Origin of the sequence: Streptomyces sp. LHD-70, assembly GCF_031157275.1 — a bacterium.
Classification (GTDB): Bacteria; Actinomycetota; Actinomycetes; order Streptomycetales; family Streptomycetaceae; genus Streptomyces.
In genome coordinates this window covers 132,934-159,265 of the sequence record NZ_JAVIFW010000012.1, presented here as the reverse complement: position 1 = coordinate 159,265, position 26,332 = coordinate 132,934, and the positions used below count along the sequence as shown (strand labels likewise).

Sequence of the window (26,332 nt, the reverse complement as noted above, 5' to 3'; positions counted from 1 at the left end):
GTCTGCGCAGCGTAACTTCACGCCGCGAACACGTCAGGACCCTCTCGAACACCGGTGCGCCGCGGGGTAGACGGGAGTTCGACGGCAAGGGCTAGAGTGCCCGCCCATGAGTGAAGACCTTGTGTACGTTGTCGTCGGCGCGTTCGCGGCGGGGATCCTCTTGTGCCTCGGCTGGTTCGCCCGTACGTACCTGTGGAAGCGGGGGCTCCGGCGGAAGCAGGCCTTCTTCGGGCTGCCCGACAACGCGGAGACCCTGCTGGTCGTGAACCGTGACGCGGCGGGCCCGGAGCTCACGGTGTCGCGCACGGACATGTTCTCGCTGCTCGAACTCTCCGCCCTGATCAAGGAGTGCGGCGCGCACGCCCAGGTGATCGCGCACGACACCGTCAAGGAGGGCTTCGGCGAGCGCACGGAGTTCTGCGTGGGCGGCCCCGCGTCCAACCGCCGCATGGCCGCGCATCTGCACGCGATGCTTCCGGGCATACGGGTCAACTCCGAGCCGGAGCCGGGCCCGGACCGGGGTGCGTTCCAGATCGGCAGCGAGCGGTACCGGATGGAGCCGGGCCGCGCCGAGTACGTCGTACTCGCCCGCCTGACCGCGGGCCAGGGCGGGCAGGCGCGGCCGGTGTTCCTCTTCTGCGGCCAGCGGGCGATCACACACCAGGCGGCGACCCGCTATCTGGCCCGCCACCACGAGCGCCTGTCCCGCAAGCACGGCACGAACTCCTTCGTCCTGCTCCTGAAGGTCGTCAACTCCCAGGCGTACGGCCCTGATGTGGCCGAGCTGGTCGCCGACGTGACGAAGTCCGCGCAGGCCCCGGCACCGGCCGTACGCACGTCGCACCGGGCGCCGAAGGACTGAGCAGGTGCCGGTGCCCGACGGCTCGCCGGATGTCCTGACTTGACCTCACAACACCCCAATCCGCGGACACTTGGTGATCTTGGTGCATGCCGTATGACCGGCATATCGGCTTACTTGGTGCGCCCTCGGTGAACCTCCCGCGCAGGTGTGACACGGAGCCGTCCGGGTGCGCTGTCACAAGTGAGTTCGGCCGACTCACGCACCGTTCGCCCAACGAAGGAAGCGTTCCTCATGAACCACAACGCCCAGATCGAGACCCGCGAGATCGCCGACGACGCCCTGGACGCCGTGGCCGGCGGCGCCGCCGCCCTGGCCCTGCACGGCGACCAGAGCGGGCTCCACGGATTCGGCGGCGTCGAGCTGGCCGGCCACGGCATCGTCGCGGAGGGTGGGGCGTCTCTGCAGAACGGGACGGTGAACCTCAACGTCGCCGGCGCCTGATCAGCCGGAACGGCTGAGTCCGTTCTGAGCCGGCAGCCCCCTCGGCCGTGCGGCCGAGGGGGCTGCCGTCGCAACGCCTGCGGGCGCCTGGCGCCCGACGGCCGCTGCGTTCACGGGACTCAGCCGATCCGCACCGGCAACTCCTTGATCCCGTTGATGAAGTTCGACACCAGCCTGCGCGGCCGCCCCGCAGAGGCCAGCACAGGAAAGTGCCGCAACACCTCCTCGTACAACACCCCCAACTGCAACCGTGCGAAGTGCGCCCCGAGGCAGACGTGCGGACCGTCCCCGAAGGACACGTGCGGGTTGGACGTGCGGCCGAGGTCCAGGCGGTACGGGTCGGGGAACACCCGCTCGTCGTGGTTGGCGGAGGCGTGCAGGACGACCACCTTGTCGCCCGCCCGCACCGGCTGCCCGGCGATCTCCGTGTCGTGCACGGCGGTGCGCCGGAACGTGAGGACCGGCGGGTGCACCCGCAGCAACTCCTCGACCGCGGAGCCGAGTTCGACCTCTCCGGCCCGCAGCCGCGCCTGCTCCTCGGGGTGCTCGGCGAGCGCGAGCAGCCCGCCCGGTGCGGCGCTGCGCACGGTGTCGTTGCCCGCGACGGTGAGCAGGAAGAAGAACATCTCCAGCTCCGGCCCGGTGAGCCGCGCATCGCCGTCGGTGGCGTGGGCGAGCGCGGTCATCACGTCGTCGCTGGGGTGGCGGCGCTTGTACGAGGCGAGCCGCTGCGCGTAGTCGAACATCTCCTGGAGCATCGCGGGCGAGCGCGGGTTGACCGGCCGCCCGTCGGGCCCGAGCACCAGGGCCGCGGCCTCGTCCGGGTCCTGGTAGCCGATGACGCGCTCGGTCCACTCCAGGAGCAGCCCGCGGTCGCCCTTGGGCACGCCGAGCAGGTCGGCGAGGTTCAGCAGCGCGTAGTCGTCCGTGACGGTCGCCACGAGATCGACCACCTCACCGAACTCCCGGGCGGCAACGCAGAGTTGACGAGCCCGCTCGCGCACCTTCGCCTCGAACCGCTCGACCCTCCCCCGCGTGAACGCCCTGCCGACGAGCCGTCGGAGCCGGACCTGGTGCGGCGGGTCCTGGTTGAGCATCATGCGGCGGATGAACGGCAGGTCGTCCGGGTCCGGGTCGCGGATCTGCGTGGCACCGAGGTGCGAGGAGAACGTGGCGTGCTCCTTGAGGACCCGGACGACGTCGGCGTGGCGCGACACCGCCCAGAACCCGGGCCCTGCGGGCCAGCCGAGCACCTCGTACTCCTCCTGCCAGGCCACCGGGTGGTGGGCGCGCAGCTCGCGGTAGGCCTCGTGCGGGATGCCGTCGCGCAGCAGCCTGGGGTCGAAGACGTCGGGGACGCCGCGGGGTGCGGCGGCCGGTCGCGAGGAGGTCGTCACAGCTGCTCCGCGCGCAGGAAGTCCTCGACGACGCGGACGAGTTCGAGGGGTGTCTCGTCCATCGCGTAGTGCCCGGCGGCGGCCAGCTCGGCGAGTTCGGCCCGTACGAAGCAGCGCCCCCAGGTCTGCCGGGTCAGCTCCGCGCCGAGCGCCGGGTCTAGGGCGCCGACGACGGCGAGGGCGGGCACGGTGCTGCCCTCGATCTCGGTGTGGAAGTCGTCCCTCGCCCAGGAGTCGAGCCAGGCGCGGAACGCCTTGGGGTCGCTGCACTCGAAGGAGCGGCCCACCATCCGGTCGAGCCAGGCGGCGGGCCGGTTGCCGCCGGTGGTGAAGTCGAGGATGGCCCGGCGGCTCTCGGCGAGCTCGGCGGCGGACGTGAACAGCTCCCACTGCTCGGGCGGCATGGCAAGGCCCGCCGCGGGCACCGGCGACACCCCGACGATCCGCCGTGCCCTCTCCGGGGCGGCCGCCACGACGCGCTGTGCGACCGAGCCGCCCATCGAGTGCCCGATCACCGAGAACCGGTCCCAGCCGAGCCGGTCGGCGAGCGCCACCAGGTCGACGGCGCCCTCCTGCGTGGTGTACGCCCCGGGCTCCCCGCGCGCCTCGCCGTATCCGCGCAGGTCCACGAGGGCGTAGGTGAACGACTCCAGGTCGAGGTCGGCGCTGACGGCGGCGTAGGCGCTGCGGTCGGCGAACCAGCCATGCACGGCGAAGACCTTGTGCGGTCCTGATCCGAGCAGGGTGTGGGGCAACGGGAAAGCCACGGGCGACTCCGTTCGCGGTGCGGGCGTTCGGGCTCCCCAAAGGTGACTCCAACTCCCGGCCCCGGCAAGGGCGCAGAGTGGTCACGAGCGCGGCACGCCGGAGGATCCCTGCGCCCACCTTGCGCCCCCGGCCGGACCCTCCCGCGTCCCGCCCCGGCCCCGTCGGAGTCCGGTGCAATCCATGTCACACCGTTTCCGGCGATTTTTCCGTACGGCCCCGGCAACCTCGGCGCCCGCCGCCCACTCCTCCCCCGTGGAACCGAGAGCAGCACTGGAGGTCTCACCTTGAGCCGTACACGCCCGAGCCGAATACGTCATATCTCGCCGCCCCACGGCACGGTGTTGGCCGTGGGCGCCGCGTCCCTCGCGCTGGCGCTGACGGGCTGCGCGGGCGGCACCGCGAACGGCAGCGCCGATCTGGGCGCGGACAAGGACGCGCGGGTCTCCGTGAACCTGCGAGGCCAGAACGCGAAGGCGGGCGAGCGGGTCGAGGTGAAGCTGGCCGAGGGCCGCCTCGCGGATGTCTCGGTCGGCGACGACGAGGGCGGCGAACTCGCGGGCCGGATCTCGAAGGACGGCCGCACCTGGACCTCGGACCGCGTGGCCTCTCCCGGTACGACGTACGAGGTGAAGGCCGAGGACGACCGCGGCCGCAGCGCCGAGCGGAAGTTCACCACGGAGGCGGCGGGCCGGGTGAACAAGCTGACCCTCGCGCCCGGCAACAAGACCACGGTGGGCGTGGCCCAGCCGCTGTCGATCGTGTTCGACAACCCGGTGAAGAACAAGAAGGACGTGGAGCAGCACCTCAAGGTGACCACCTCGAACTCCACTGAGGGCTCCTGGGGCTGGATCACCGACTACTCCGGCAAGGACCGGATCGACTGGCGCCCCAAGGAGTACTGGAAGCCGGGCACGAAGGTGAAGCTCGACGCGGACCTGAACGGCGTGAACTCCGGCGAGGGCGGCGGCTGGTTCGTCCGCGACTACGACACGTCGTTCACCGTCGGCAAGGACCAGCAGGTCGACGTGGACCTGGACAGCAAGCGCCTGACCCTGCTGCGGGACGGCAAGGCGGTCCGTACGGTCCCGATGTCGGCCGGAACGCCGGGCGGCCAGAAGGCGTCCTGGGGCGGCGTGAACGTCCTGATGTCGAAGGAGGGCACGATCCGGATGAACTCGGAGACGGTCGGCCTGGGCGACGCCTACGACAAGATGGTCGACTACTCGATGCGGCTGACCTGGTCGGGCATGTACGCGCACGCCGCGCCGTGGAACGCCGCGTACTTCGGCAACACCAACCACAGCTCGGGCTGCGTCGGCATGAGCGACGGCGACGCGCGGTGGCTGTACGACGCGGTGCAGGTGGGCGACCCGTTCGTGACGAAGGGATCGAGCCACAAGGGCAATGCGGACGTGGGCAACGGCTACGGCCTGTGGAACCTGAGCTGGGACGCGTGGCAGGCCAAGAGCGCGCTGCGGGGCGGCGGTTCGGCCGGCTGACCCCGACGCGCCACCGGCTGTTCCTGACGCGTCAATCGTTACGTGCGCGTAACTTACCGACGGGTTACCTCGGGTAAGCCCCCGAGGTTACCGTCGGGTCACTTTGATCCGACCCTGAGGAGTGACCCGTGGTACCCGTGGGAGAACCGCGCCGCAAGGCGCTCCGCAGCACCGCCGCAGGCACACTCTCGGCGGCCCTCGTCGCAGGCGCCGCGTTCGGCGTCGCCCCGGCTGCCCTGGCGACACCCGCCCCGGTGACCGCCGCCGACTCCGCAGGGCCCCGCTTCGTCGACATCGAGGGCGACGGCGGGACGGTCCTCAAGGCCAACGTCTTCACCCCGTCCGACGCGAAGCCCGGCACCCGCTACCCCGCGATCGTGCTGCCCACCAGCTGGGCCATGCCGCAGATCGAGTACGTCGCCCAGGCCAAGAAGCTCGCCGACTCCGGCTACGTCGTGGTCGGTTACAACTCACGCGGCTTCTGGCAGTCCGGCGGCGAGATCGAGACCGCGGGCCCCGAGGACATCGCCGACGCCCGCAAGGTCGTCGACTGGACCCTCGCCCACACCCCGGCCGACCCGGACCGTCTCGGCATGGCCGGCGTCTCCTACGGCGCGGGCATCAGCCTCCTCGCCGCCGCCCACGACCCGCGCGTCAAGGCGGTCGCGGCGCTCAGCGGCTGGGCCGACCTGATCGACTCGATCTACTCCGGCCGCACCCAGCACAAGCAGGCCGCCGGGCTGCTCGGCGGCCTGGGCGAGGTCACCGGCCGTCCCGGCCCCGAACTCCGCCAGATCCTCAAGGACTTCCTCGCCTCCAACCTCGACCAGGAGGACGAGATGATCGCGTGGGGCGCGAAGCGCTCCCCCGCGACCTATGTCGACGCCCTGAACAAGAACGGCACCGCCGTCATGCTCGGCAACGCCTGGGGCGACTCGCTCTTCCCGCCCAACCAGTACGCCGACTTCTACGAGAAGCTCACCGGCCCCAAGCGCCTGGAGTTCCGCCCCGGCGACCACGCCACGGCCGAGGCGACGGGCCTGCTCGGCCTGCCCAACGACGTGTGGAGCAACTCCCAGCGCTGGTTCGACCGGTACCTCAAGGGCGAGCGCAACGGCATCGACCAGGAACTCCCGGTCCAGCTCAAATCCCGTACAACAGGCGCCTACGAGGGCTACGCAGACTGGAAGTCGGTGGGCGCGAAGAGCACCAGGATCGCGCTCGACGGCACCCACACCGTGCGCGCCAACGCCGACTCGGGCGCCAACGGCGGCATCGTCATGCTGACCGGCCTGCTCGACCAGTTCGCGAAGATCCCGCCGATGGCGTCGATCCCGCTGCTCCCCCGCTCACGGGCGGCGGTCTGGCAGTCGGAGCGGTACGCGACCGCCAAGCAGGTGCGCGGTACCGCGAAGGTGCACACCACGGTCACCAGCAACGAGTCGAGCGGCACCCTCGTCGCGTACCTCTACGACGTGGGGCCGCTCGGCCTCGGCAAGCTGGTGAGTCACGCACCTCTCACCTTCCACGACAAGGCGCCCGGCAAGCCGTTCGGCGTGGATCTGGAGCTGTTCTCCACCGCCTACGACGTACCTGCCGGGCATCGCCTCGCCGTGGTCGTCGACACGGTCGACCCGCTCTACATCGAGCACAACCCGACCGGCGCGCAGCTGACCTTCTCCTCCCCCGCGGCCGACCCGTCTCACGTGTCGGTCCCGCTGCGCGAGCAGTGATCTCCGGCTGCTGCCGGGCGGGCTCAGGCTCCCGTACCCCAAGAGCTACTGCGCACCCGGCAGCAGCGTCCCCGGCTCGGCCGGGGCGACGTCCACGGCCTCCGTCTTGGGACTGCGCCTCTGCCGCTTGGACACCCAGGTGGCGAACCACGACAGAAGCATGCACATCCCGATGTAGATCGGCGAGATCACCATCACTACGGGGATGAACGGCAAATCGTAGTCGAGATTCGAGGCGATGAGTTTCCCCGCGTGCAGGAACTCCTCATAGGTGATGAGGTAACCGAGCGAAGTGTCCTTGAGGGCGACCACCAGCTGGCTGATGATGGCGGGCAGCATGGCGCGCACGGCCTGCGGCACGAGCACGTGCGTCATCACCTGTGTCTTGCGCATCCCGAGCGCGAACGCCGCCTCCCGCTGCCCGCGTTCCACGGCGTTGATGCCGGAGCGGAACACCTCGGCGAGCACGGAGCCGTTGTAGAGCGTGAGCCCCGCGACGAGCGCGGGCAGCGGATGCACCTTCAGGGCCACGAAGATGAAGAAGATCATCACGAGGACCGGCATCGCCCGGAAGAACTCGACGATCAGCGTGGCCAGCCAGCGCACCGGTTTGTGGTCGGAGAGCCGCCCCACCGCGAGCACCGTGCCGAGCACGAGGGAGAGCACGGCGGCCATGGCGAACGCCTTGAGCGTATTGCCGAGTCCGGTCAGGAGGAGTTCCTGAATTCCCTCGTATTCGAAGGGAGTCCACTTCGTCGCGGTGAACTGCTCGGTGTCGAAGAGGAGATACAGGATCCAGCCCGCGAGCCCCAGGATCAGGAGCGTCGAGAACGCCCCGTACGCGAAGTGCCGCTTGCGGGCGGCCGGTCCGGGGATGTCGTAGAGGGCGGTGGACTCTTCGTGCGCGGTCGCGGTCATCGGGCGACTCCCCAGCGCTTCTCCAGGAAGTTGAAGATCGCGCTGATGGTGAGGGTGATGATCAGGTAGCCGAGGGCGATCCAGATGAACGTCCAGATGATGCTGTAGCCCAGTTCGTTGAGGGTCTTGTACGTGCCGAGGAGTTCGGTGACGCTGAACGCCCCCGCGATCGCCGAGTTCTTGGCCAGGGCGATCAGATTGGAGCCGACCGGCGGGATCACCGAGCGGAAGGCCTGCGGCAGGACGATGTTGTTGAGCGTCTGCCCGAAGCTCATCCCGAGACTGCGCGCCGCCTCGCCCTGCCCCTTGGGCACGGTGTTGATGCCGGAACGCAGCGCCTCGCAGATGAACGCGGACGTGTAGCAGCCGAGCGCGAGGACCGCGAACACCTTGAAGGGCAGCACGAGTCCGAACCGCGGAAGGCCGAGCAGCACCGCGAAGAACAGCAGCGTCAGCGGGGTGTTGCGAAGGACGGCCACCCACACGGTGCCGAACAGCCGGAACGACCCGACGGGCGCGACCCGGAACGACGCCATCAAGAACCCGAGCACGAGCGCCAGCAGCGAGGCGTAGACGGTGAGTTCGACGGTCCCGAGGAACCCTTTGCCGTAGGTGGAGAAGTTGTCGGTCAGTGTGTTCATGACGCCCCTCAGCTCGCCGGGTAGCGGTCGATGGCGGGCGGCTTCGGCGCGGGGACTCCGGAGAGGCCGAGCGTCGCGTCGTAGGCCTTCTTCCAGTTGCCGTTCTTCTCGTTCTGGGCGAGGGCGTCGTCGATGGCGAAGCGCAGCGCGTTGTCCCGCCGCGGCACGCCGATCCCGTACGGCTCCTCCGAGAACGGCTTGCCGACCAGCTTCAGCTCCTCGGGCACCTTGGCCGCATAGCCCTGGAGGATCGCGTCGTCGGTGGTGACCGCGTCGACCTGGTACGTCAGCAGGTTGTCGACACAGATCGAGTAGGTGTCGTACGCGACGAGGTCCGCCTTCGGGAAGTCCGCCTCGATGCGCTGGTACGGGGTGGAGCCCGCCGCCGAGCAGACCTTCTTGCCCGCCAGGTCCTTCGGGCCCTTGATCCCCTCCTCGTCCTTGCGCACAAGGAGGCCCTGGCCGGCCATGTAGTACGGGCCGGCGAAGCCGACGAGCTTCTTGCGGTTGTCGTTGATGGTGTAGGTGCCGACGTAGTAGTCGATCTGGCCGTTCTGCAGGGCGGTCTCGCGGTTGGCCGAGGCGATCGTCCTGAACTGGACCGTCTTCGGGTCGAAGCCGAGGGACGCCGAGATCATCTTGGCGATCTCGATGTCGAAGCCCGAGTAGACGCCACTCGCCGGGTCCTTCTCGCCGAGGTAGGGCTGGTCCTCCTTGGCGCCCACCACTAGCCGGCCGCGCCGCTTCGCCTTCTTCCAGGTGGGCGAGTCCGGCAGTTGGAAGCCCTGCGCGATCTGGTACTTGGGCAGATCCTCGGCGCTCGGCCCCTTCACGGGCGGGCTGCCCTCCTTGCCGCAGGCGGTGGCGGCCAGGGCGGTGAGCGCGAGCCCGGCGAGTGCCTTGGTGAGCCTGCCGGGCCCGGCGATCCTGCCCGCGGGCATGCGTGTGCCGCGTGCTCTACGTGTCATCGGTGCACGCCCCCGTCAGTGCTTGAGGATCTTGGAGAGGAAGTCCTTGGCCCGCTCGCTCTCCGGGTTGGTGAAGAAGTCCTCCGGAGTGCGGTCCTCGACGACCTTGCCGTCGGCCATGAACACCACGCGGTTGGCGGCGGAGCGGGCGAAGCCCATCTCGTGCGTGACGACCACCATCGTCATGCCGTCGCGGGCCAACTGCTGCATGACTTCCAGGACTTCGTTGATCATCTCCGGGTCGAGCGCCGAGGTCGGCTCGTCGAAGAGCATCACCTTCGGGTCCATGGCGAGGGCGCGGGCGATGGCCACGCGCTGCTGCTGGCCGCCGGACAGCTGTGCCGGGAACTTCTCGGCGTGCGCGGCGAGGCCGACCCGCTCCAGGAGCTCACCGGAGCGCTGGTCCGCCTCGTCCTTCTTGCGGCCGCGCACCTTGACCTGCGCGAGCGAAACGTTCTGCCTGACCGTCTTGTGCGCGAAGAGGTTGAACGACTGGAACACCATGCCTACTTCGGCGCGGAGCCGGGCGAGCTCCTTGCCCTCCTCGGGCAGCGGCTGTCCGTCCAGCGTGATGTGTCCCGACTGGACGGTCTCCAGCCTGTTGATCGTCCGGCACAGGGTCGACTTCCCCGATCCGGACGGCCCGATGACCACCACCACCTCCCCGCGTCCGACGGTGAGACTGATGTCCTGCAGGACATGCAACTCCCCGTAGTACTTGTTGACGTCCCGCAGTTCGATCAACGGATCGACGGCCATGCCCAGCCCTACTCACTCATCGCTGTATGACAGTCCGCGCAAACTATCCATAGCAATACGGGACTTAACAGGCGACACGCACCTTGTGGGCATTAACCGTATTTCCGCTTCAAGGGGGTTGAGGGAGCCTTCGAACGGGCCCCGTCAGGGCTCAGGCCTCGGCCGCTTCCGCGTACACCTGGGACAGTTCGGGCGCCCCGCTCACCGCCCAGTCGAGGCCCGCCCCCACGACGTGGATCTCGCGCCCGGAGGCCAGCCTGACCACCGGATGACCGCCGGGCCACACGTGCCACACGGCGCCCGGAACGGTGCGCACGAGGACGGTTCCGAGATAGAGGCCGGCGTCGTTGCCGAGCCAGGGCAGCATCTCGGGGTCGTCGCGCCAGTGCGGCGTCAGCTGGTCGAGGGCCTCCAACGAGGCGACGCTGTCGTCCAGTTCAAGACCTGCGGTCGCGGCCTCCGAGCGCAGCAGCTCACACTCCGACAGCAACTCGGCCACGCCGTCCGGGTTCTGCTCGAAAGCCTCCGCGAGGCCGGCACCCGGCTCGTCGGTCCGCCGCCCGAGCCACTTGTCCAGAAAAGGCACCTTCATGATCCACGCTCCGCCGAATCAGCCCGCTTCGCCCAAAATGGCTGTCACTTTGTCGTAGTTGCACTAGATCACCTTCCGGACGCCGCCCCGAACCCCGACACGACGGCTCCCCTCGTTCCATTGTGGGGGCAGGCGGCGCGTGGGCGACCCGTGCGTGAGCAGCCTTCCGTGACCGAGCGGTAGCGGATTGTCAGACCGCGCCCCTAAGCTTCACCGCATGTCCCTCAATGACGAGCGTCATGCCACCACGCCCTCCGCCGCGGAGATCAACGCGCAGATACGCGAGCTGTGGAGCCGCGCGGACGGCCGGCTCTCCGACGAACAGCGCCGGGAGTACGCACGGCTGGTCACCCTCTGGGCAATCGCGATGCGTGACGAGGTCGTGGAGGCGGCCTGAGCGACACCTGTCCGGACAACTCGGCCGTGCGGGGCCGATCCCTGTCCGAAGCCTGGTCGAAGCCTGATCGCAGCTGGCTCGCATACGGTCGCGCGTCCGGTCGCGCGTCCGGTCGCGCATCCGGTCTGACCACGAGGTTTGAGCGGCTCTGCTCATCTCCCTTGAATTCAGGGCGAGTTCAGACGCCGGTCATTGACGGGTCTTGCACCTCTCCTTAGCTTCATGGCGCATCTGTCGTCACTAGGCCCTCACCGCCCGGTGAGGAGGAGGAGCCAGCCCGTGCGCCGACGTTTCTGGGGAACCACGGTCGTCCTTGGACTCCTTGCCGGAGTCGCACCAGTCGCCGACGCCACGGCGGCGGAACCAAGACACAAGCCGCTCCCCCTGGAGCGGCTCTTCGACAACCGGGCGGTGAGCAGCGACGAGCAGCCCGAGGCCGCGGACTTCGACGGCTCGGGCGCCTCGCTCTCCGCCCAGGACCTGGCCGCCGCCGGCTGGACGCCGGGGCGCACCGTCGGCGTGGACTCGGCCCGCCTGCGGATACCCCGCACCGAGCCCGGTCGGCCCGACAACGTCAGGGCCGACGGCCAGTCCGTGGCGGTACGCGGCCGCGGTGACGCCCTCGCCTTCCTCGTCGCGGGCACCGGCGGCGACGCGAGCGGCACCGGCACCGTGCGCTACCGCGACGGCTCCCGCAGCAGTTACCGCCTCACCGCCCCCGACTGGCGCTCCGGCCCCCTCGCCACCAAGTCCGTGGCGCTGCCGCACATCAACTCCCCGCAGGGCCAGCGCACCGAGACCGCCCGCCTCTACGTCGTCACGGTCCCGCTGGACCGGGGCCGCGAGGTCACCGAGGTCCGCCTGCCCGACGACCACGGCCCCGACCTGCATGTCTTCGCCCTCTCCGTACGCCCTGCGACGCCCGCCTGGAGCGGCACCTGGTCCGCGTCCACCGCGGGCTACACCGCCGTCGGCCCCTGGGTCGACCGCACCCTCCGGCTCGTCGTGCACTCCTCCGCGGGCGGACCGCGCGTGCGCATCCGGCTCGACAACACGTTCGCGCGTACGCCGGTACGGATCGGCAGTGCGACGGTGGCCGTGCAGCGCTCCGGGGCCGAGCCTCGGCAGGTGCCCGTACCGCTGTCGTTCCGGGGGTCGGACGGCACCGAAATCCCGGCCGGGGCGCAGGTGTTCAGCGATCCCGTCGACTTCGACGTGCCCGCCGACAGCAATCTGCTGGTGAGCTTCCATCTCCCCGGCACGGTCTCGGCGGCGCCCGTGCACAGCCAGGCCATCCAGCGCTCGTACCTGAGCACCGCCGGTGACCACAGCGGCGACAGCGCGCCCGGCGCGTACACCTCGACCATCACCACCTGGCCGTTCCTCACCGGCGTCGACGTCGGCGGCGGGCCCGGGTCCGTCGTGATGCTCGGCGACTCGATCACCGATGGCGTGAAGTCCACCCAGGGCGCCAATCTGCGCTGGCCGAATGTGCTCGCGCGGCGGCTGCTCGCTCAGGACGAGGTTCCGCACTATGGCGTGATCAACCATGGGATCTCAGCGAACCGTGTGGTCACCGACCGGTATCCGGGCGACGGGATCTCCACCGACACCGGCGGCGTCAGCGCCCTGAACCGGCTCGACCGGGACGTCCTCGCCCAGACCTCGGCGCGCACGATGGTCGTCTTCGAGGGCGTCAACGATGTGCGCTGGGGCGCGAGCGCCGGGGACGTCATCGCCGGCCTCGAGGAGATCGCGGAACGCGCGCGGGCGCGCGGCCTGCGCGTGGTCGCCGCGACGATAGCGCCCTGCGAGGGCGAGAGGCTGTGCACGGCCCCGGGCGTCGACGCCCATCGCGAGGCCGTCAACACCTGGATCCGCTCCAGCGGTACGTACGACGCGGTCCTCGACTTCGACAAGGTCCTGCGCGACCCCGGACACCCGGCGCGGATGCTGCCCGAGTACGACAGCGGTGACCATCTGCATCCGGGCGACGCGGGCCTCAACGCGCTCGCGGAGTCCATCGACTTGAGGGCGCTCGCGGGCTGAGGGCCCTGAGGGCGCTCGCGGGCTGAGGATCCTGAGGGCGCTCGCGGGCTGAGGCTCTGCGGAGGCCGGACGCGGGAGGGCCGGGCGGGAACCACGGTTCCGCCCGGCCCTCCCGCTCTGCTCGGCTGCCGCTACACGTCCAGGTCCACGACCACCGGCGCGTGGTCCGACGCGCCCTTGCCCTTGCGCTCCTCGCGGTCCACGTACGCATCCGAAACGGCCTTCGCGAACGGGTCGTTGCCGTACACGAGGTCGATGCGCATGCCGCGGTTCTTCGGGAAGCCGAGCTGGCGGTAGTCCCAGTACGTGAACGGGACGTCGTACTTCAGCGGGCGCGGCACCACGTCGTTCAGGCCCGCCTCGCGCAGGGCGGCCAGGGCGGCGCGCTCGGCCGGGGTGACGTGCGTGGCGCCCTCGAAGAGGCTGATGTCCCAGACGTCTTCGTCGGTCGGCGCGACGTTGTAGTCGCCCATCACCGCGAAGGGGCGGGAGCCCGCGGCGTCCCCCGCGACGGCGGCCTTCAGCGCCTCGAACCACTGGAGCTTGTAGGCGTAGTGCGCGTGCTCGGGCTCGCGGCCGTTCGGTACGTAGACCGACCAGACGCGGACGCCGCCGCAGGTCGCGGAGACGGCTCGGGGCTCCTCCGCCCCTTCGTACCCCGGATCGCCGGGCAGGCCCTTGACCACGTCCTCGAGGCCGACCCGGGAGACCACCGCCACGCCGTTCCACCGGCCGGTGGCGTGGACCGCCGCTTCGTAGCCCAGTTCGCGCAGCTCGTCCGCGGGGAACTGCTCGGCGGCGCACTTGGTCTCCTGGATGCACAGCACGTCCGTGCCGCTGTTCTCCAGCCAGGCCAGGAGGCGGGGCAGACGGGCAGTGATCGAGTTGACGTTCCAAGTCGCGATGCGCATGTCTCACAACCTACCGGGCGGGTACGACAACGGGCTCGGGGCTCCGTACCGCGCCCCGATCCGGGTCAGATCTCCGTACCGTCACCCGACGCGAAGCGGCTGTGCTCGGCGCCGCCCAGGTTGCCGATGAGGGTGTCGTAGATCGGGCGGGCGAGGTCGGTGAGGAGCGCGTCGTGGATGTCGACGGCGCGCTGCGGCTTGACCTCGCGGACGTACTCGATGACCTCGGACATCTTGTTCCAGGGCGCCATCACCGGCACGAGCAGTGTCTCGACGGGCTGCTCGGGGACGGTCAGCGCGTCGCCGGGGTGGAAGACGGCCGTGCTGCCCGGGTCGACGAGGAAGCCGACGTTGGTGATCCGCGGCAGGTCCGGGTGGATCACCGCGTGCAGCTCGCCGTGGACCTGGACGTCGAACCCGGCGGCCGTGAAGGTGTCGCCGTGCCCGACGGTGTGCACGCGGCCCGGGAACGCGGCCGCGAGCTGGTCGGCGACCGCGCGCAGCGTCCAGATCTCGGCGGCCGGGTTCGCGTCGAGCGCGGCGCGCAGCCGCTGCTCGTTGAAGTGGTCCGGGTGCTCGTGGGTGATCAGGATCGCGTCGGCGCCGAGCGCCGCGTCCTGCTCGCTGAAGCCGCCCGGGTCGATGACGAGGGTGCGTTCGTCCTTCTCCAGGCGGACGCAGGCGTGCGACTTCTTCGTGAGCTTCATGTGTGCCATGGCACCATCCTGCCGCCGGTTCAGTCCTCCGGCGTGGTCTCCTCGCGGATGACGGACTGCGCGACCTTGAACGCGGTGTTCGCCGCGGGCACGCCGCAGTACACGGCGGCCTGCAGGAAGACTTCCTTGATCTCGCTGGGCGTCAGGCCGTTGCGCAGCGCGGCCCTGACGTGGAAGACGAGCTCCTCGTGGTGGCCGCCCGCGATCAGCGCGGTCAGCGTGACGCAGCTGCGCATCCGCCGGTCGAGCCCGGGCCGCGCCCAGACCTCGCCCCAGGCGTACCGGGTGATCAGGTCCTGGAAGTCGCCGGAGAACTCGTCGGCCGCGGCGAGCGCCGCGTCCACGTGCGCGTCGCCGAGCACCTCGCGCCGGACCTTCAGACCGCTGTCGTACGTGTCGGCCCGGCCGGCCGGAGCGGACTCGTCCTGCTCGGCGGGCGCGATCTCGGCCACCGGCGAGGTCGGCATCGGCGGCGCGAGGACCGGCTTGGGCGGGGTCGCGGAGATCGCCGAGTGCTGCTCGGTCCAGGCAGTGGAGAAGTGGCGTACGAGCAGGTCGGTGACGGCGGCGGGCTGCTCGACCGGGGCCAGGTGCGAGGCACCGGGCACGACGGCGAGCCGGGCGTCCGGTATGCCGGCGACGAGTGTCCTGGCCTCGGCGGGGCCGGTGACCTGGTCCTCGGAGCCGACGAGCACGAGCGTGGGCACACCGATACGGCCGAGTTCGGGCCGTATGTCGAACGCGGCGAGCGCCTCGCAGGCGGAGATGTAGCAGCCGGGGTCGGTGGTGCGGACCATCTGCACGGCCCACTCGGTGATCGCGGGCTGGTTGGCGGCGAAGCCGGGCGTGAACCAGCGCTCCGGGGAGGTCCGTGCGACCGGGTCCAGACCGTTCGTACGCACTATCACGCCGCGCTGCCGGAACTCGTCCGCGGTGCCGAACCGGGGCGAGGCCGCGATCAGTGCGAGCGAGGCGACGCGCTGCGGGTACCGCAGCGCGAGGTCGGCGCCGATGGCACCGCCGAGGGCGCAGCCCGCGTATCCGAAGCGCTGCACGCCGAGTTCGTCGAGAGTGGCGAGCACCCGGTCGGCCAGCTCCTGGACGCTGTCGGCTGCGCGCGCGGGCGCACCGCCGTGCCCGGGCAGGTCGAACCGGAACACGCGCCAGGTCTGCGCCAGCTCCGGAACCTGCCGGTCCCACATGTGCCATGTGGTACCAAGCGACGGACCCAGGATCAGGACTGGGGCGTCTTCTGGCCCGTCAAAGCGGTATTGCAGGCTGTTCTTCGGCGTCTCGCTCACCCGTCCGACCCTCTCATCTGTCACGAGCTGTCACACCGCCGGGGTGGACCTGTCGGTTCGTGATTCTCTCGCAACAGCAGGCCCGGTACTGACCGAAGGCCTCAAGAGCCCAGACACGCGCTCACCGGCCTGTGCGCGTGACCGTGGCGGGCAGAGCCGTGCGTGGCGCGCTCCCCCAGATCCTACGAGCACCTTCGTCACCTCCAAGGACACCCTCCACCTGCTGTCGAAGGATGGCGGCGGCGGAGCCTCGGCCCTGATCGCCGCGTGTGCGGACAGCGTGATGCGCGGGTCCCGCCCGTACACTTCGGTGTCGAACGACCCGGCCGCACGGTGCGTCCGGTTTCGTCGGCCAGACGACCGAGGAGCAAGCTTGCCGGGCCACCGATCGATCACGGAAGCGGAGAAGCTCGCGCAGGCCAAGCTCGGCGGTATCGCGATCCGCCGCGAGCAGATGGCGGCCGTGGCGAACATCTACCGGGCCGCCGCCACGGTACGGCACCACCTGGAGAACTCCGTGCTGCGCGGCTCCGATCTGACGTGGACGGCGTTCGTCGTCCTGTGGGTGGTGTGGGTCTGGGGCGAGTCCGAGACCCGGCACATCGCCGAGGAGGCGGGGATCTCCAAGGGCACCCTGACGGGGGTCGCGCGCACCCTTGAGTCGCGCGGGCTGCTGCGGCGGGCCGACCACCCGAGCGACGGGCGGCTGGTGCTGCTGCGTCTCACCGACGAGGGCGAGGCGTTCATGCGCGAGGTTTTCCCCGCGTTCAACGAGGAAGAGGCGTTCGTCACCTCGCAGTTGAGCGACGAGGAGTGCCGGGGGCTCGCGGACGGGTTGCGGCGCGTGGTGCTGCAGGTGGAGGAGCGCGGGGAGGAGCGGCGCCGGGAGCTGTTGGGCGGGGCGGAGCCGGCGCCTCGGCGGAGCGGGCGGCGGGCGAAGGGGTAGGTTCCGGGTCAGGGTGCCGTTGACTCGGGCGCCGTCTCGTCGCTCTGCGGGCTCGCCCTCAAACTCCCCCGGCTACCGCTGAGAGGCGCCCCCGGACGGGCTGGATTTGATCCCCTCCCCCTCCCTTCCCGGCTGTGTCCGATATGCGGCTGGCGCCGCGTGGCTGCCGTCGGCTGCCGGGCTGCGCTCCTCAGGCTGTCGTTTTACTGACGCGCCGTCGTGGCTGGTCGCGCCCACGCGGCGGAGCCGCCAATGTCACAGCCTCGCGCCCCTTCGCGGGCTCGGGCGCGGGCCCGCCTCGCGTACCAGCGCGTCGAAGAACCCCTGCTGAGCCGGGTCCGAGGAGGCGGTGTCCTCCGGGTGCCACTGGACCGCCACGAACCAGCCCGCCGGGGCGGCCGATTCGACCGCCTCGATCGTGCCGTCCATCGCGCGGGCGGTGACCGTGAGGCCGTCCGCGAGGCGGTCGACGTGCTGGTGGTGGTAGCAGGACGCCTCCGCCTTGTCGCCGCCCACGATGCCCGCCACCGCGGAGCCCGGCGTGAGGGACACCGGGTGGGTGACGTGGCGGTGTTCGCGGCCCGGGCCGCCCATGTCCTGGTGGAGCGTGCCGCCGAGGGCCGTGTTGACGACCTGGAGTCCCCGGCAGACGGCGAGCAGCGGCAGCCGCAGCGCGAGCGCCTGGCGGGCGGTCTCCAGGTCGAAGGCGTCCTGTTCGTCGTCCACGTCGTAGACCGCCTCGTGCGCCGTGCCCGCCCCGTAGCGCCGCGGGGCGAGATCGCCGCCGCCGGGCAGGAGTACGCCGTCGAAGCGGGCCAGCCGGGCGGCGACCTCGGCGGGGTCGCAGGTGCCGTCGGGGGCGTACGGGTGGACGGTGGCGGGTTCGCCGCCCGCCCGCCAGACGGCCTCGATCAGGGCGCTGGCGTTGACCTCGGCCGCGTACCGCAGCGCGGAGGTCGTGGCGGAGAACCGGGCGGGGATCGCGATGAGCGGGCGGCGTGCGCTGGTGGCGGTGGCCGTCGTCTTCGCCGCCTTCGTCGCCTTCATCGCGTTCATCGCCCTCATCGCCCTCATCGCCTTCGTCGTCTTCGTCGTCCTCGTCGTCCTCGTCACAACTGGATCCAGGTGGTTTTCAGTTCGGTGTACTTCTCCAAGGCGTGTACGGACTTGTCGCGGCCGTTGCCGGACTGCTTCACGCCGCCGAAGGGCACGGTCAGGTCGCCCTCCTCGTAGCAGTTGACCCAGACCGTGCCGGCCTTGAGGGCGCGCGAGACCCGGTGCGCGGTGGTCAGGTCGGAGGTCCACAGGCCCGCGGCGAGGCCGTACTCGGTGGCGTTGGCGAGCCGGACCGCCTCGTCGAGGTCGTCGAAGGTGAGGACGGACAGGACGGGCCCGAAGATCTCCTCGCGGGCGAGGCGGCTGTCGGGCGTCACGCGGTCGAGGACGGTGGGTTCGAGGTACGTGCCCCCGGTCCCGGTGAGGGTGCGGTCGCCGCCGGTACGGAGCCGGGCCCCGGCCTCGACGCCCGCCCGGACGTGCCCGAGGACCCGGTCGAGGTGGTCGCGGCCGACCAGGGCGCCCATCTCGGTGTCCGGGTCGAGGGGGTCGCCGACGCGCAGGGCGCGGGCCCGGTCGACGACCGCCTCGGTGACGCGTTCGGCGACGGAGGAGTGCACGAGGAGCCGGGAGGGGGCGGTGCACATCTCGCCCTGGTTGAAGAAGATGCCCCAGGCCGCGGTGGCGGCGGCCCGGTCCAGGTCGGGGGCGTCGGGCAGGACGATGTTCGGTGACTTGCCGCCGAGTTCGAGCCAGACGCGCTTGAGGTTGGAGTCGGCCGCGTACCGCAGGTAGTGGCGGCCGACGGCGGTGGAACCGGTGAACGCGAGCACGTCGACGTCCGGGTGCAGGCCGAGCGCCCGCCCGGCCGTCGGACCGTCACCGGCCACGACGTTGAGGACGCCGGGCGGCAGTCCGGCCTCGGCGGCGATCCGGGCGAGGCGCAGGGCGGACAGCGGCGAGTTCTCGGACGGTTTGAGGACGACCGTGCAGCCGGCCGCGAGAGCGGGGGCGACCTTCCAGCCGGCGAGCGTGAGCGGGAAGTTCCACGGGACGACGGCGCCGACGACGCCCGCGGGTTCGCGGGTGACGAGGGCGAGGGCGTCGGGCGCGGTGTGCGGGGACGCGTCGGTGAGTTTGTCGGCCAACTGCCCGTACCAGCGGAAGGTGTTGACGAGGGCGCGCAGTTCGATGTCGTGGGCGTCGGTGATGGGTTTGCCCATCTCCAGGCTGACGGTGAGGGCGAGTTCGGCGCGGTGGGCGTCGAGCAGACCGGCGAGGCGGGTGAGGGCGCGGCCGCGTTCGGCGGGCGCGAGGCGGGGCCAGGGTCCGTGGTCGAAGGCGCGGCGGGCGGCGGCGACGGCGAGGTCGACCTCGGCGGTGCCGGCGTCGGCCACCTCGGCCAGGGCCTGGCCGTCGCGCGGCGAGACGACGGTGAAGGCGCCGCCGCCGTCGTGTGCGGCGCCGTCGATGAAGTGCGTGGCGGGGAGCGGGAGCGTCTTGGCGCGGCGGAGCCAGTCGTCGCGGGTGGTGTCGTCGCGGGTCGTGGTCACCGTGCGTCCTCGTTTCGTGCAGTGGGAGATGCCGCGGGGTGCGGGAGTCCGTGGAGCGGCAGGGACAGCAGGTCCTCCCCCACCACCACCCGCCCGCCGAACCCCTGGCCGGCCCTGCGCGCCCAGGAGCCGCGGCCGACCAGGGCCGGGTCGGCCGGGACGATGTGGCTGAGCACGAGCGTGCCGACGCCCGCGCGTTCGGCCAGCGGGCCGACCTCGGTGACGTCGGTGTGCGAGACGCGGAGGTGGTCGAGCAGGGCGTCGTCCAGGCCCTGGCCGTCGTAGAAGTCGAGGTCGATGACCTCGTGCACCAGGATGTCGGCGCCCCGGGCCAGGCGGACCAGGTTGTCCGACGGGGCGGTGTCGCCGGAGAAGACGACGGAGCCGTACGGGGTGTCGAAGCGGTAGGCGTACGACGGGAAGACCGGGCCGTGCGGGACGAGGACGGCGGTGACCTTGACCGAGCCGTCGTCGGTGACGGTGAAGGGTTCCATGTCGGGTGCGGTCGGCCCGAGCGGGTCGGCGCCCACGTCCGGCGCGGCGGTCTCGTGGACGCGGATCAGCTCGCGCACGTCGCGGATGCCGGAGTCGCGGAGGAAGACGTTGGTGCTGTACGCGAAGGCCTCGATCTGCCGGTCCAGGAGGTCGGCGAGGCCGGGGGTGGGGCGGTCGGGGGCGACGGTCGGGGCTGTGCCGCCGCCGTACACGGGTGGCAGCGCGCCGGCCGGTCCCGGGCCGTGGACGTCGACGGGGCGCGTGATGCCGTCCCCGCTGTCGTTGGCGCCGAAGCCGGGCAGCAGGAAGAAGTTGTGCAGGTCGGCGATGTGGTCGGCGTGGAGGTGGGTGACGTGGACCGCGGCGAGGTCGCGGTAGCGCAGGCCGGCGGCGAGGTACTGCGTGACGGCGCCCCGGCCGGCGTCGACGAGGTGCACCCGCCCGTCCACGACAAGCGCGGACGCTATGCCCGCCCGGCCGGGCTCGGGCGGCGGACCGCCCGCCGTGCCGAGCAGCACCAGACGGTTCGCCGGGGCGGGGCGGGGACGGCGGGAGGCGGCGGCCGGGGTGGCGGTGAGCGTCGGCAGCAGTGCGGCGGAGGTCGCGGCGGCGGTGCCGCCGAGGACGGTCCTGCGATTCAGGCTGCGGCGGTGGTCGAGGGTCATGTGCGGGTCCTTCCGGGCCGGGAGGTCGGGCCGTACGGGCGAACAGGGCGGGGTCGGCCGGGCGTACGGCAACGGCGTCGTACAGGTCGGGGCACTCAGCGCACCGCCGTTCTCCGGCGCCGCACCCGGTCCGCCGCCACCCCGGCCCCCAGCACCACCGGCACCGAGCCCACCAGCCACATCGCGGTGCCCGTGTCGCCGCCGATGAGGGTCGTGAAGTTGGCGAGGACCAGCCAGACGGCTCCGGCGAGGCCGACCGCGCCCAGGGCGGGGGCGACCAGGGTGTTCCAGCGGCGGGTGTCGGCGCGCTCGCGGCGGAAGAAGACGATGACGGAGACCGACGTCAGCAGGTAGAGGAGCATCATCGCGAGGACGGCGAGTCCGCTGAACCAGGAGAACAGGCTGACCACCGGATCCTGGCCGAGCAGCGCGAACGGCAGGACGAGCGCGAGGGCGATCGCCGTCTGCACGCAGCCCGCGAGCCAGGGCGCGTGCCGGGCGTTGAGCCGGCAGAGCCGCCGCGGAAGGAGCCGGTCGCGGCCGAGCGAGAAGAGGTAGCGGTTGGCGGAGTTGTGGAAGGTGAGGATGCCCGCGAAGAGCGAGGTGGCGAGCAGCACGGGAAGCACCTCGTTCACCCAGCCGCCGAACTGCGCGGCGATCGGGGCGAACACGAACCCCGAGGAGTCGCCGCCCGCCAGTGCCTCGCCCGCCGCGCCCGGAGCCTTCGAGGCGCCCCAGGCGGAGATCAGCATCCATGAGGTGAGTGCGAAGAAGCCGGTGACGACGATGACGGAGAGGTAAGTGGCCCTGGGCACGGTCTTCTTGGCGTCCCGGGCCTCCTCGCCATAGATGGCGGTGGCCTCGAAGCCGAACATCGACGCCACCGCGAACATGACGGCGACGCCCGGGGCGCCCGCGAGCACCGCCGACGGCGCGAAGCTCTCCGCCACGCCGAGCCCCTCGGGGCCGCCGCCCTTCAGGAGGGTGACGAGGCCGAAGACGAGCAGGATGCTGAACTCGGCGAGCACGAGCACCGCGAGGACCTTGGCGCCGACCTCGATGCCGGTCGCGGCGAGCGCCTGCACCACGGCCATGGTGAGCAGCGCCCAGGCCCACCAGGGCAGTTCGAGCCCGGTGTGGTGGGCGACGAGCGGGCTCATGGTCGCGCCGTAGAGGCCGTACATGGCGCCCTGGATGATGCAGTACGAGAACAGCGCGACGGCCGCACTGCCCGCGCCGGCGGTCCGGCCGAGGCCGGTGCCGATGTAGGTGTAGAACGCGCCGGCGTCCACGACGTGCCGCCCCATGGCGACGAAGCCGACGGAGAACAGCAGGATGACCGCTCCCGCCAGGACGTACGCGGCGGGCGTGCCGGCCCCGTTGCCGATCGCGACCGAGATCGGGGCGGCGCCGGCGATACCGGTCAGCGGGGCTTGGCCGGAGAGGACGAAGAAGAGGATGCCCAGGACGCCGAGGGCGTTGGGCTTCAGGGCGGTCGCCGTGGGAGTGCCGTCCGTTGCGGTCCGCTGTGCGGAGCGCGTCTGACTGTCCACTCGGATCACCTGCCAGAGGGAGAGGGGAGGGCCGCATCGGGCCAAGAATCGTTTCAGGCCAAACGAGTTGCCTCATCGTGGGCCGGGACTATCCGTTTGGCAAGGGGTGTGGAGTGGCGGTTACACGTCCGGGCGTGACCGGCGAGGGGTCAGGCGTTGCCGTCCGCCGCGCCCGGCGAGCGCTCGCCCTGCTCCTGGTCCGCCAACTCCCCGAGCAGCCCGCGCAGTTCGGTCAGCGCGTCCTCGGTCACGTCCCGCTCGCCGAAGACCAGCTGGTGCAGGACGAGTCCTTCCAGGGCGGCGAAGACCAGGCGGGACAGCCCCTGGCGCGGCTCGCCGGGAAGCAGGCGGGCCAGTTCGCTGCGGGTGGCCTCGAAGTACTCCTCGTACAAGTGCCGTAGCTGCGGGAGGAGTTCGGGGCGGCGGCGGGCCTCCAGCAGCAGCTCGTACTGGAAGGCCTGCACGTCGGGCCCGGACTCGACCATGTCGACGAGTCCGGTGGCGAAGTCGGCGGCCTTGCCGGTGCCGAGGCCGAGGGTGCTCACGCTGAGCGAGGAGCGGATGGCGTGGCCGACGGTCTCCTCGATGAGGGCGTCACGGGTGCCGAAGTGGTGGACGACGAGTCCGTGCGTGACGCCGGCCTCCTCGGCGACGGCCCGGTAGGTCAGCTTGCGCAGACCGCCGCGGGCCACCACGCGCACGGCGGCCTCCAGGAGGGCGACGCGGCCCGTGCCGTAGTTCCGCACCCGCTTGCGCGGACGGTTCTCAGCCGCGGAAGCTGCGGAAGCTGCGGAACCTGCGGATTCGACGGGCTCGCTCATACCGAGGAGCCTAACGACTCCGCTCAGCGCCTCGGCGGGCGGATGCCACGGAACTCCCAGTCGCCGCCGAGTGCCGTGGACAGCACCTCCTCGGACTCGGTGGGCTGCGCGCCCACGTCGGCGCGGATCGCGGTGGGCCCGGTGACGACGTGGTTGGTGAGCCGGCCCAGGCCCTCGACCTCCACCTCGACGATGTCCCCGGGCCGCACGGGCCGGGAGTTGGCCGGGGTGCCGGAGAGCAGGACGTCGCCGGGGTACAGGGTGATGGTGCGGGCGATGTCGGCGACGAGGTAGTGCATGTCCCAGGTCATCTCGTCCGTGGAACCGTCCTGGACGACCTCGCCGTTGACGTACGTCCGCAGCCGCTTGCCGTGGAAGTCCCAGTCGGTGACCAGGCCGGGGCCGAGCGGGCAGAGGGTGTCGGAGCCCTTCACACGGAGCATGGACCCGGCGTCGGTGTCGCGGAAGTCGTGCAGGCCGTAGTCGTTGGCGACGGTGTACCCGGCGATGTACTCGGCCGCCTCCTCCGGGGCGATGTTGCGGGCGGTGCGGCCGATGACGATGGCGACCTCGCCCTCGTAGTTGAGCCAGGTGCAGCCCTCGGGGCGGACGATCGCGCCCTGGTGGGAGTTGAGGGCGGAGGTGGGCTTGTGGAAGTAGGTGGGGGTGTCGGGCAGCCCGATGCCGAATTCGTCGACGCGGCTGCGGTGGTTGAGGTGGACGGCGATGACCTTGGAGGGGACGACCGGCGGCAGGTGGCGCGCGTCCTCGGTCTTGACGCGGCGGCCGTCGCCGGCGACGAGTTCGTCCCCGTCGACGGTGACCTGGACGGCGGCGCCGTCGAGGAGGATGCGGCGGTACTCGGGCATGAGGGCTCCTGGGTTCAAGGGTTGACGGTTACCGGGTCACCCCGGTTCACCGGGTCACTGGGTCACTGGGTCCAGCCGGAGGCCGGGCGGTCGAACCAGAGGTGGACCTGGCCGGTGCCGATGGAGTTCTCGTACTCCCCGTACTGGCGGGCCGGGGCGGTGCAGGCCTGTTCGCCGAGGGCGCCGGCCATCATCAGGTAGTGGAAGAACTTCGCCTCCGGCTTGTACTTCCAGAACTCGCCCATGGTGTCGAGGACCTTGTCGTGGCGGCCCTCCTTGAACCAGGCGATGCGTTCCAGGTCGGCGGCGCGGGCCTCGGGGGTGAAGATGTGCGCCGGGTCGCTCGACTCGTGGTCGCGCAGTTCGCGCAGCGGCCAGAAGGTGTGCGAGAGGGCTCCGGAGGCGATGAGCAGGACGCGGCGGCCGGGGGTGGCGGCGATGCCGTCGGCCAGGGCACGGCCGAGGCGCAGGTGGTCCTCCATGTCGCCGGTCTGGCAGACGCCGACGGTCACCCACTTCTTGTCGGGCAGGCCCTCGCCGAGGTACTTCCAGAGGTTGATGGTGGCGTAGTAGACGGGCAGGTAGGCATCGTCGATCGGGGTGATCCAGGTGCCGTGCCGGTCCGCGAACTCGGCGATGTTGCGGGCGAGTTCGGGGTCGCCGGGGTAGTCGTACGGCATGCGGCACATGCCGCGCGGCAGTTCCTCGGAGGTGAACAGTCCTGCCCTGCGGTCCTGGGCGGTGACCACGAACTCGACGGTGGTGGCCCAGTGCGAGTCGAGGACGACGACGGTGTCGTAGGCGTCGCTGTCGAAGACGTCCGCGCGGAGCTCCTTGAGGCCGGTGACGAGGGTGATCTCCTTGCCCTCGTTCAGCTCCCACCGGACGGCCTCGGGGAGGACGACGGTGGGGACGTGCGCGAGGAGGCCCGCGCCGACGATCTCACCCATGGTTCAGCCATCCCTTCGGTGCGGTGACGGTGTTCTTCAGGTCGCAGTAGAAGTCGAAGCTCCAGGTGCCGCCCTCGCGTCCGACGCCGGACTGGCGGGAGCCGCCGAAGGGCGCCTGGAGGTCGCGTACGAAGAAGCAGTTGACCCAGACCGTGCCCGCGACGACCCGTGCGGTGACGCGTTCGGCGCGCTCGTGGCTGCCGGTGGCGAGGGTGGCGGCCAGGCCGAAGCGGGTGTCGTTGGCGAGGCGGACGGCCTCGTCCTCGGTGCGGAAGGTCTGCAGGGTCAGTACGGGTCCGAAGACCTCCTCCTGCACGATCTCCGAGTCCTGGGCCACGTCGGTGAGGAGGGTCGGCGCGTAGGACTGGCCCTCGCCGCGGTGGCCGCCGACGACCGCGCGGGCGCCGGCCGCGAGGGCGCGCTGCACGAAGCCGTCGATCTTGTCCAGCTGGCGGGGGTGGATGTTCGGGCCGATGTCGGTGGCCTCGTCGCGCGGGTCGCCCTGCCTGAGCCGGGCCGCCTTCGCGGTGAAGCGGCGGGTGAACTCCTCGGCCACGCTCTCCTCGACGAGGAGGCGGGTCGCCGCGAGGCACACCTGCCCGGCGTTGTCGTACTGCTCGACGGCGAGGTCGACGGCCAGGTCCAGGTCGGCGTCGGCGAACACCAACAGCGGTGACTTGCCGCCGAGTTCGAGGCTGAGCGGGGTGAGCTGCGGGGCGGCCTGGGCGGCGATGTGCCGCGCGGTGGGCACCGAGCCGGTGAAGCTGATGCGGGCCACGTCCGGGTGGGAGGTGAGCGCGTCGCCGACCTCGGAGCCGTACCCCTGGACGATGTTGAGGACACCGGCGGGGAGACCGGCCTCGGCGGCGATGTCCGCGAGCAGCGAGGCGGTGAGCGGGGTCCACTCGGCGGGCTTCAGGACGACGGTGTCGCCCGCCGCGAGGGCCGGGGCGATCTTCCAGGAGGCCATCATCAGCGGCGCGTTCCACGGGGTGATCAGCACGCAGGGCCCGGCCGGGTCCCAGCTGACGTGGTTGGTGTGGCCGCGCGTCTCGAAGTCCTCGTGGCCGAGAGTGAGCAGCCAGTCGGCGAAGAAGCGGAAGTTGTGCGCGACGCGGGGCATGACGCCGCGCCGGTGGGAGCGGAGCAGCGCGCCGTTGTCGGTGGTCTCGACGATCGCGAGCTCTTCGAGGCGCTTCTCGACTCCGTCGGCGACGGCGTGCAGCAGGCGTGCGCGTTCGGCGCGCGGGGTGGCGGCCCAGCCGGGGAAGGCGGCCTTGGCCGCGGCGACGGCGGCCTCGGCCTCCTGCGGCGTGCCGCGGGAGATCTCGCCGATGACGCTGCCGTCGACGGGCGAGACATCAGTGAACGTGGCGGCGGAGGCGAGGCGTTCGCCGCCGATCCAGTGCCGGGTGTCGACGGTGACACCGGCCACGGTGAGGGTGTGCTCGGTCATGGGTCAGGCTCCTCGT

The 26,332-nt window shown here is 71.2% G+C and carries 25 protein-coding genes; 7 read left to right on the top strand and 18 right to left on the bottom strand.

Features of this window, described 5'->3' with window-relative positions:
- The first annotated feature begins 106 nt into the window (after positions 1 to 106).
- Both RCO28_RS24230 and RCO28_RS24225 read left to right on the top strand, forming a co-directional pair.
- Complete coding sequence (locus RCO28_RS24230) at positions 107 to 862, top strand: hypothetical protein (protein WP_308943359.1); 756 nt, start codon at positions 107 to 109, stop codon at positions 860 to 862.
- 231 nt (positions 863 to 1,093) lie between these two features.
- Positions 1,094 to 1,303: a hypothetical protein gene (locus RCO28_RS24225; protein ID WP_308943358.1), complete on the top strand. Its 210-nt coding sequence runs from the start codon at positions 1,094 to 1,096 to the stop codon at positions 1,301 to 1,303.
- A 119-nt stretch (positions 1,304 to 1,422) separates the two neighbouring features.
- On the opposite strand, the gene RCO28_RS24220 is transcribed toward RCO28_RS24225, so the two are convergent.
- Both RCO28_RS24220 and RCO28_RS24215 read right to left on the bottom strand, forming a co-directional pair.
- Positions 1,423 to 2,700 (bottom strand): cytochrome P450, encoded by a 1,278-nt coding sequence (locus RCO28_RS24220; protein ID WP_308943357.1) that lies wholly within the window; start codon positions 2,698 to 2,700, stop codon positions 1,423 to 1,425.
- On the bottom strand, positions 2,697 to 3,467 hold the full coding sequence (locus tag RCO28_RS24215; RefSeq protein ID WP_308943356.1) for an alpha/beta hydrolase: 771 nt from the start codon (positions 3,465 to 3,467) through the stop codon (positions 2,697 to 2,699). Before RCO28_RS24215 ends, RCO28_RS24220 begins: the two co-directional genes overlap by 4 nt.
- 285 nt (positions 3,468 to 3,752) lie before the next feature.
- On the opposite strand from RCO28_RS24215, the gene RCO28_RS24210 reads away from it, so the two are divergent.
- Positions 3,753 to 4,967: an Ig-like domain-containing protein gene (locus RCO28_RS24210; RefSeq protein ID WP_308943355.1), complete on the top strand. Its 1,215-nt coding sequence runs from the start codon at positions 3,753 to 3,755 to the stop codon at positions 4,965 to 4,967.
- A gap of 137 nt (positions 4,968 to 5,104) precedes the next feature.
- Complete coding sequence (locus RCO28_RS24205; RefSeq protein WP_308943451.1) at positions 5,105 to 6,700, top strand: CocE/NonD family hydrolase; 1,596 nt, start codon at positions 5,105 to 5,107, stop codon at positions 6,698 to 6,700.
- Positions 6,701 to 6,745: 45 nt separating this feature from the next.
- Here the strand turns inward: RCO28_RS24205 and RCO28_RS24200 are convergent, their stop codons facing one another.
- From RCO28_RS24200 to RCO28_RS24180, 5 genes are all read right to left on the bottom strand, one after another.
- Positions 6,746 to 7,618: an amino acid ABC transporter permease gene (locus tag RCO28_RS24200; protein WP_308943354.1), complete on the bottom strand. Its 873-nt coding sequence runs from the start codon at positions 7,616 to 7,618 to the stop codon at positions 6,746 to 6,748.
- The gene (locus RCO28_RS24195) at positions 7,615 to 8,259 is read right to left on the bottom strand and encodes an amino acid ABC transporter permease (RefSeq protein WP_308943353.1); all 645 of its coding nucleotides are present in this window, start codon (positions 8,257 to 8,259) and stop codon (positions 7,615 to 7,617) included. The genes RCO28_RS24200 and RCO28_RS24195 overlap by 4 nt, the downstream gene beginning before the upstream one ends.
- Positions 8,260 to 8,267: 8 nt before the next feature.
- The gene (locus RCO28_RS24190) at positions 8,268 to 9,200 is read right to left on the bottom strand and encodes a glutamate ABC transporter substrate-binding protein (protein WP_308943450.1); all 933 of its coding nucleotides are present in this window, start codon (positions 9,198 to 9,200) and stop codon (positions 8,268 to 8,270) included.
- 42 nt (positions 9,201 to 9,242) lie between these two features.
- On the bottom strand, positions 9,243 to 9,986 hold the full coding sequence (locus tag RCO28_RS24185; protein ID WP_308943352.1) for an amino acid ABC transporter ATP-binding protein: 744 nt from the start codon (positions 9,984 to 9,986) through the stop codon (positions 9,243 to 9,245).
- Positions 9,987 to 10,137: 151 nt separating this feature from the next.
- On the bottom strand, positions 10,138 to 10,578 hold the full coding sequence (locus RCO28_RS24180) for a DUF6278 family protein (RefSeq protein WP_308943351.1): 441 nt from the start codon (positions 10,576 to 10,578) through the stop codon (positions 10,138 to 10,140).
- A 217-nt stretch (positions 10,579 to 10,795) separates the two neighbouring features.
- Here RCO28_RS24180 and RCO28_RS24175 point away from each other — a divergent pair, with 217 nt between their 5' ends.
- Positions 10,796 to 10,975, top strand: a complete 180-nt coding sequence (locus RCO28_RS24175) for a hypothetical protein (protein ID WP_308943350.1) — start codon at positions 10,796 to 10,798, stop codon at positions 10,973 to 10,975.
- A gap of 222 nt (positions 10,976 to 11,197) precedes the next feature.
- The gene (locus RCO28_RS24170) at positions 11,198 to 13,024 is read left to right on the top strand and encodes an SGNH/GDSL hydrolase family protein (RefSeq protein WP_374991234.1); all 1,827 of its coding nucleotides are present in this window, start codon (positions 11,198 to 11,200) and stop codon (positions 13,022 to 13,024) included.
- Between the two features lie 131 nt (positions 13,025 to 13,155).
- On the opposite strand, the gene RCO28_RS24165 is transcribed toward RCO28_RS24170, so the two are convergent.
- The 3 genes from RCO28_RS24165 to pcaC form a co-directional block, all read right to left on the bottom strand.
- Positions 13,156 to 13,935 carry an exodeoxyribonuclease III gene (locus RCO28_RS24165; RefSeq protein WP_308943348.1) on the bottom strand — a complete coding sequence of 260 codons (780 nt, stop codon included), beginning with the start codon at positions 13,933 to 13,935 and terminating at the stop codon, positions 13,156 to 13,158.
- Between the two features lie 65 nt (positions 13,936 to 14,000).
- A complete protein-coding gene (locus RCO28_RS24160; RefSeq protein ID WP_308943449.1) occupies positions 14,001 to 14,642 on the bottom strand; it encodes an MBL fold metallo-hydrolase in 642 nt (213 codons plus the stop codon).
- A 29-nt stretch (positions 14,643 to 14,671) separates the two neighbouring features.
- Entirely contained in the window at positions 14,672 to 15,952 is a 1,281-nt protein-coding gene (pcaC, locus tag RCO28_RS24155; protein ID WP_308943347.1) for a 4-carboxymuconolactone decarboxylase, read from the bottom strand.
- A 373-nt stretch (positions 15,953 to 16,325) separates the two neighbouring features.
- Here pcaC and RCO28_RS24150 point away from each other — a divergent pair, with 373 nt between their 5' ends.
- Positions 16,326 to 16,898, top strand: coding sequence for a MarR family transcriptional regulator (locus RCO28_RS24150; RefSeq protein ID WP_308943448.1), 573 nt, complete (start codon positions 16,326 to 16,328; stop codon positions 16,896 to 16,898).
- A 255-nt stretch (positions 16,899 to 17,153) separates the two neighbouring features.
- On the opposite strand, the gene RCO28_RS24145 is transcribed toward RCO28_RS24150, so the two are convergent.
- From RCO28_RS24145 to RCO28_RS24110, 8 genes are all read right to left on the bottom strand, one after another.
- Positions 17,154 to 17,954: a gamma-glutamyl-gamma-aminobutyrate hydrolase family protein gene (locus RCO28_RS24145; protein WP_308943447.1), complete on the bottom strand. Its 801-nt coding sequence runs from the start codon at positions 17,952 to 17,954 to the stop codon at positions 17,154 to 17,156.
- A gap of 53 nt (positions 17,955 to 18,007) precedes the next feature.
- Entirely contained in the window at positions 18,008 to 19,507 is a 1,500-nt protein-coding gene (locus tag RCO28_RS24140; RefSeq protein WP_308943346.1) for an aldehyde dehydrogenase, read from the bottom strand.
- Positions 19,504 to 20,667, bottom strand: coding sequence for an MBL fold metallo-hydrolase (locus tag RCO28_RS24135; protein ID WP_308943345.1), 1,164 nt, complete (start codon positions 20,665 to 20,667; stop codon positions 19,504 to 19,506). The genes RCO28_RS24140 and RCO28_RS24135 overlap by 4 nt, the downstream gene beginning before the upstream one ends.
- Before the next feature lie 95 nt (positions 20,668 to 20,762).
- Complete coding sequence (locus RCO28_RS24130) at positions 20,763 to 22,220, bottom strand: APC family permease (protein ID WP_308943344.1); 1,458 nt, start codon at positions 22,218 to 22,220, stop codon at positions 20,763 to 20,765.
- A gap of 149 nt (positions 22,221 to 22,369) precedes the next feature.
- The gene (locus RCO28_RS24125; RefSeq protein ID WP_308943343.1) at positions 22,370 to 23,041 is read right to left on the bottom strand and encodes a TetR family transcriptional regulator; all 672 of its coding nucleotides are present in this window, start codon (positions 23,039 to 23,041) and stop codon (positions 22,370 to 22,372) included.
- Positions 23,042 to 23,064: 23 nt separating this feature from the next.
- The gene (locus RCO28_RS24120) at positions 23,065 to 23,910 is read right to left on the bottom strand and encodes a fumarylacetoacetate hydrolase family protein (RefSeq protein ID WP_308943342.1); all 846 of its coding nucleotides are present in this window, start codon (positions 23,908 to 23,910) and stop codon (positions 23,065 to 23,067) included.
- Positions 23,911 to 23,972: 62 nt separating this feature from the next.
- The gene (locus RCO28_RS24115; RefSeq protein ID WP_308943341.1) at positions 23,973 to 24,860 is read right to left on the bottom strand and encodes a 3,4-dihydroxyphenylacetate 2,3-dioxygenase; all 888 of its coding nucleotides are present in this window, start codon (positions 24,858 to 24,860) and stop codon (positions 23,973 to 23,975) included.
- Positions 24,853 to 26,316, bottom strand: coding sequence for an aldehyde dehydrogenase (locus RCO28_RS24110; RefSeq protein ID WP_308943340.1), 1,464 nt, complete (start codon positions 26,314 to 26,316; stop codon positions 24,853 to 24,855). Before RCO28_RS24110 ends, RCO28_RS24115 begins: the two co-directional genes overlap by 8 nt.
- Between the last annotated feature and the right edge of the window lie 16 nt (positions 26,317 to 26,332).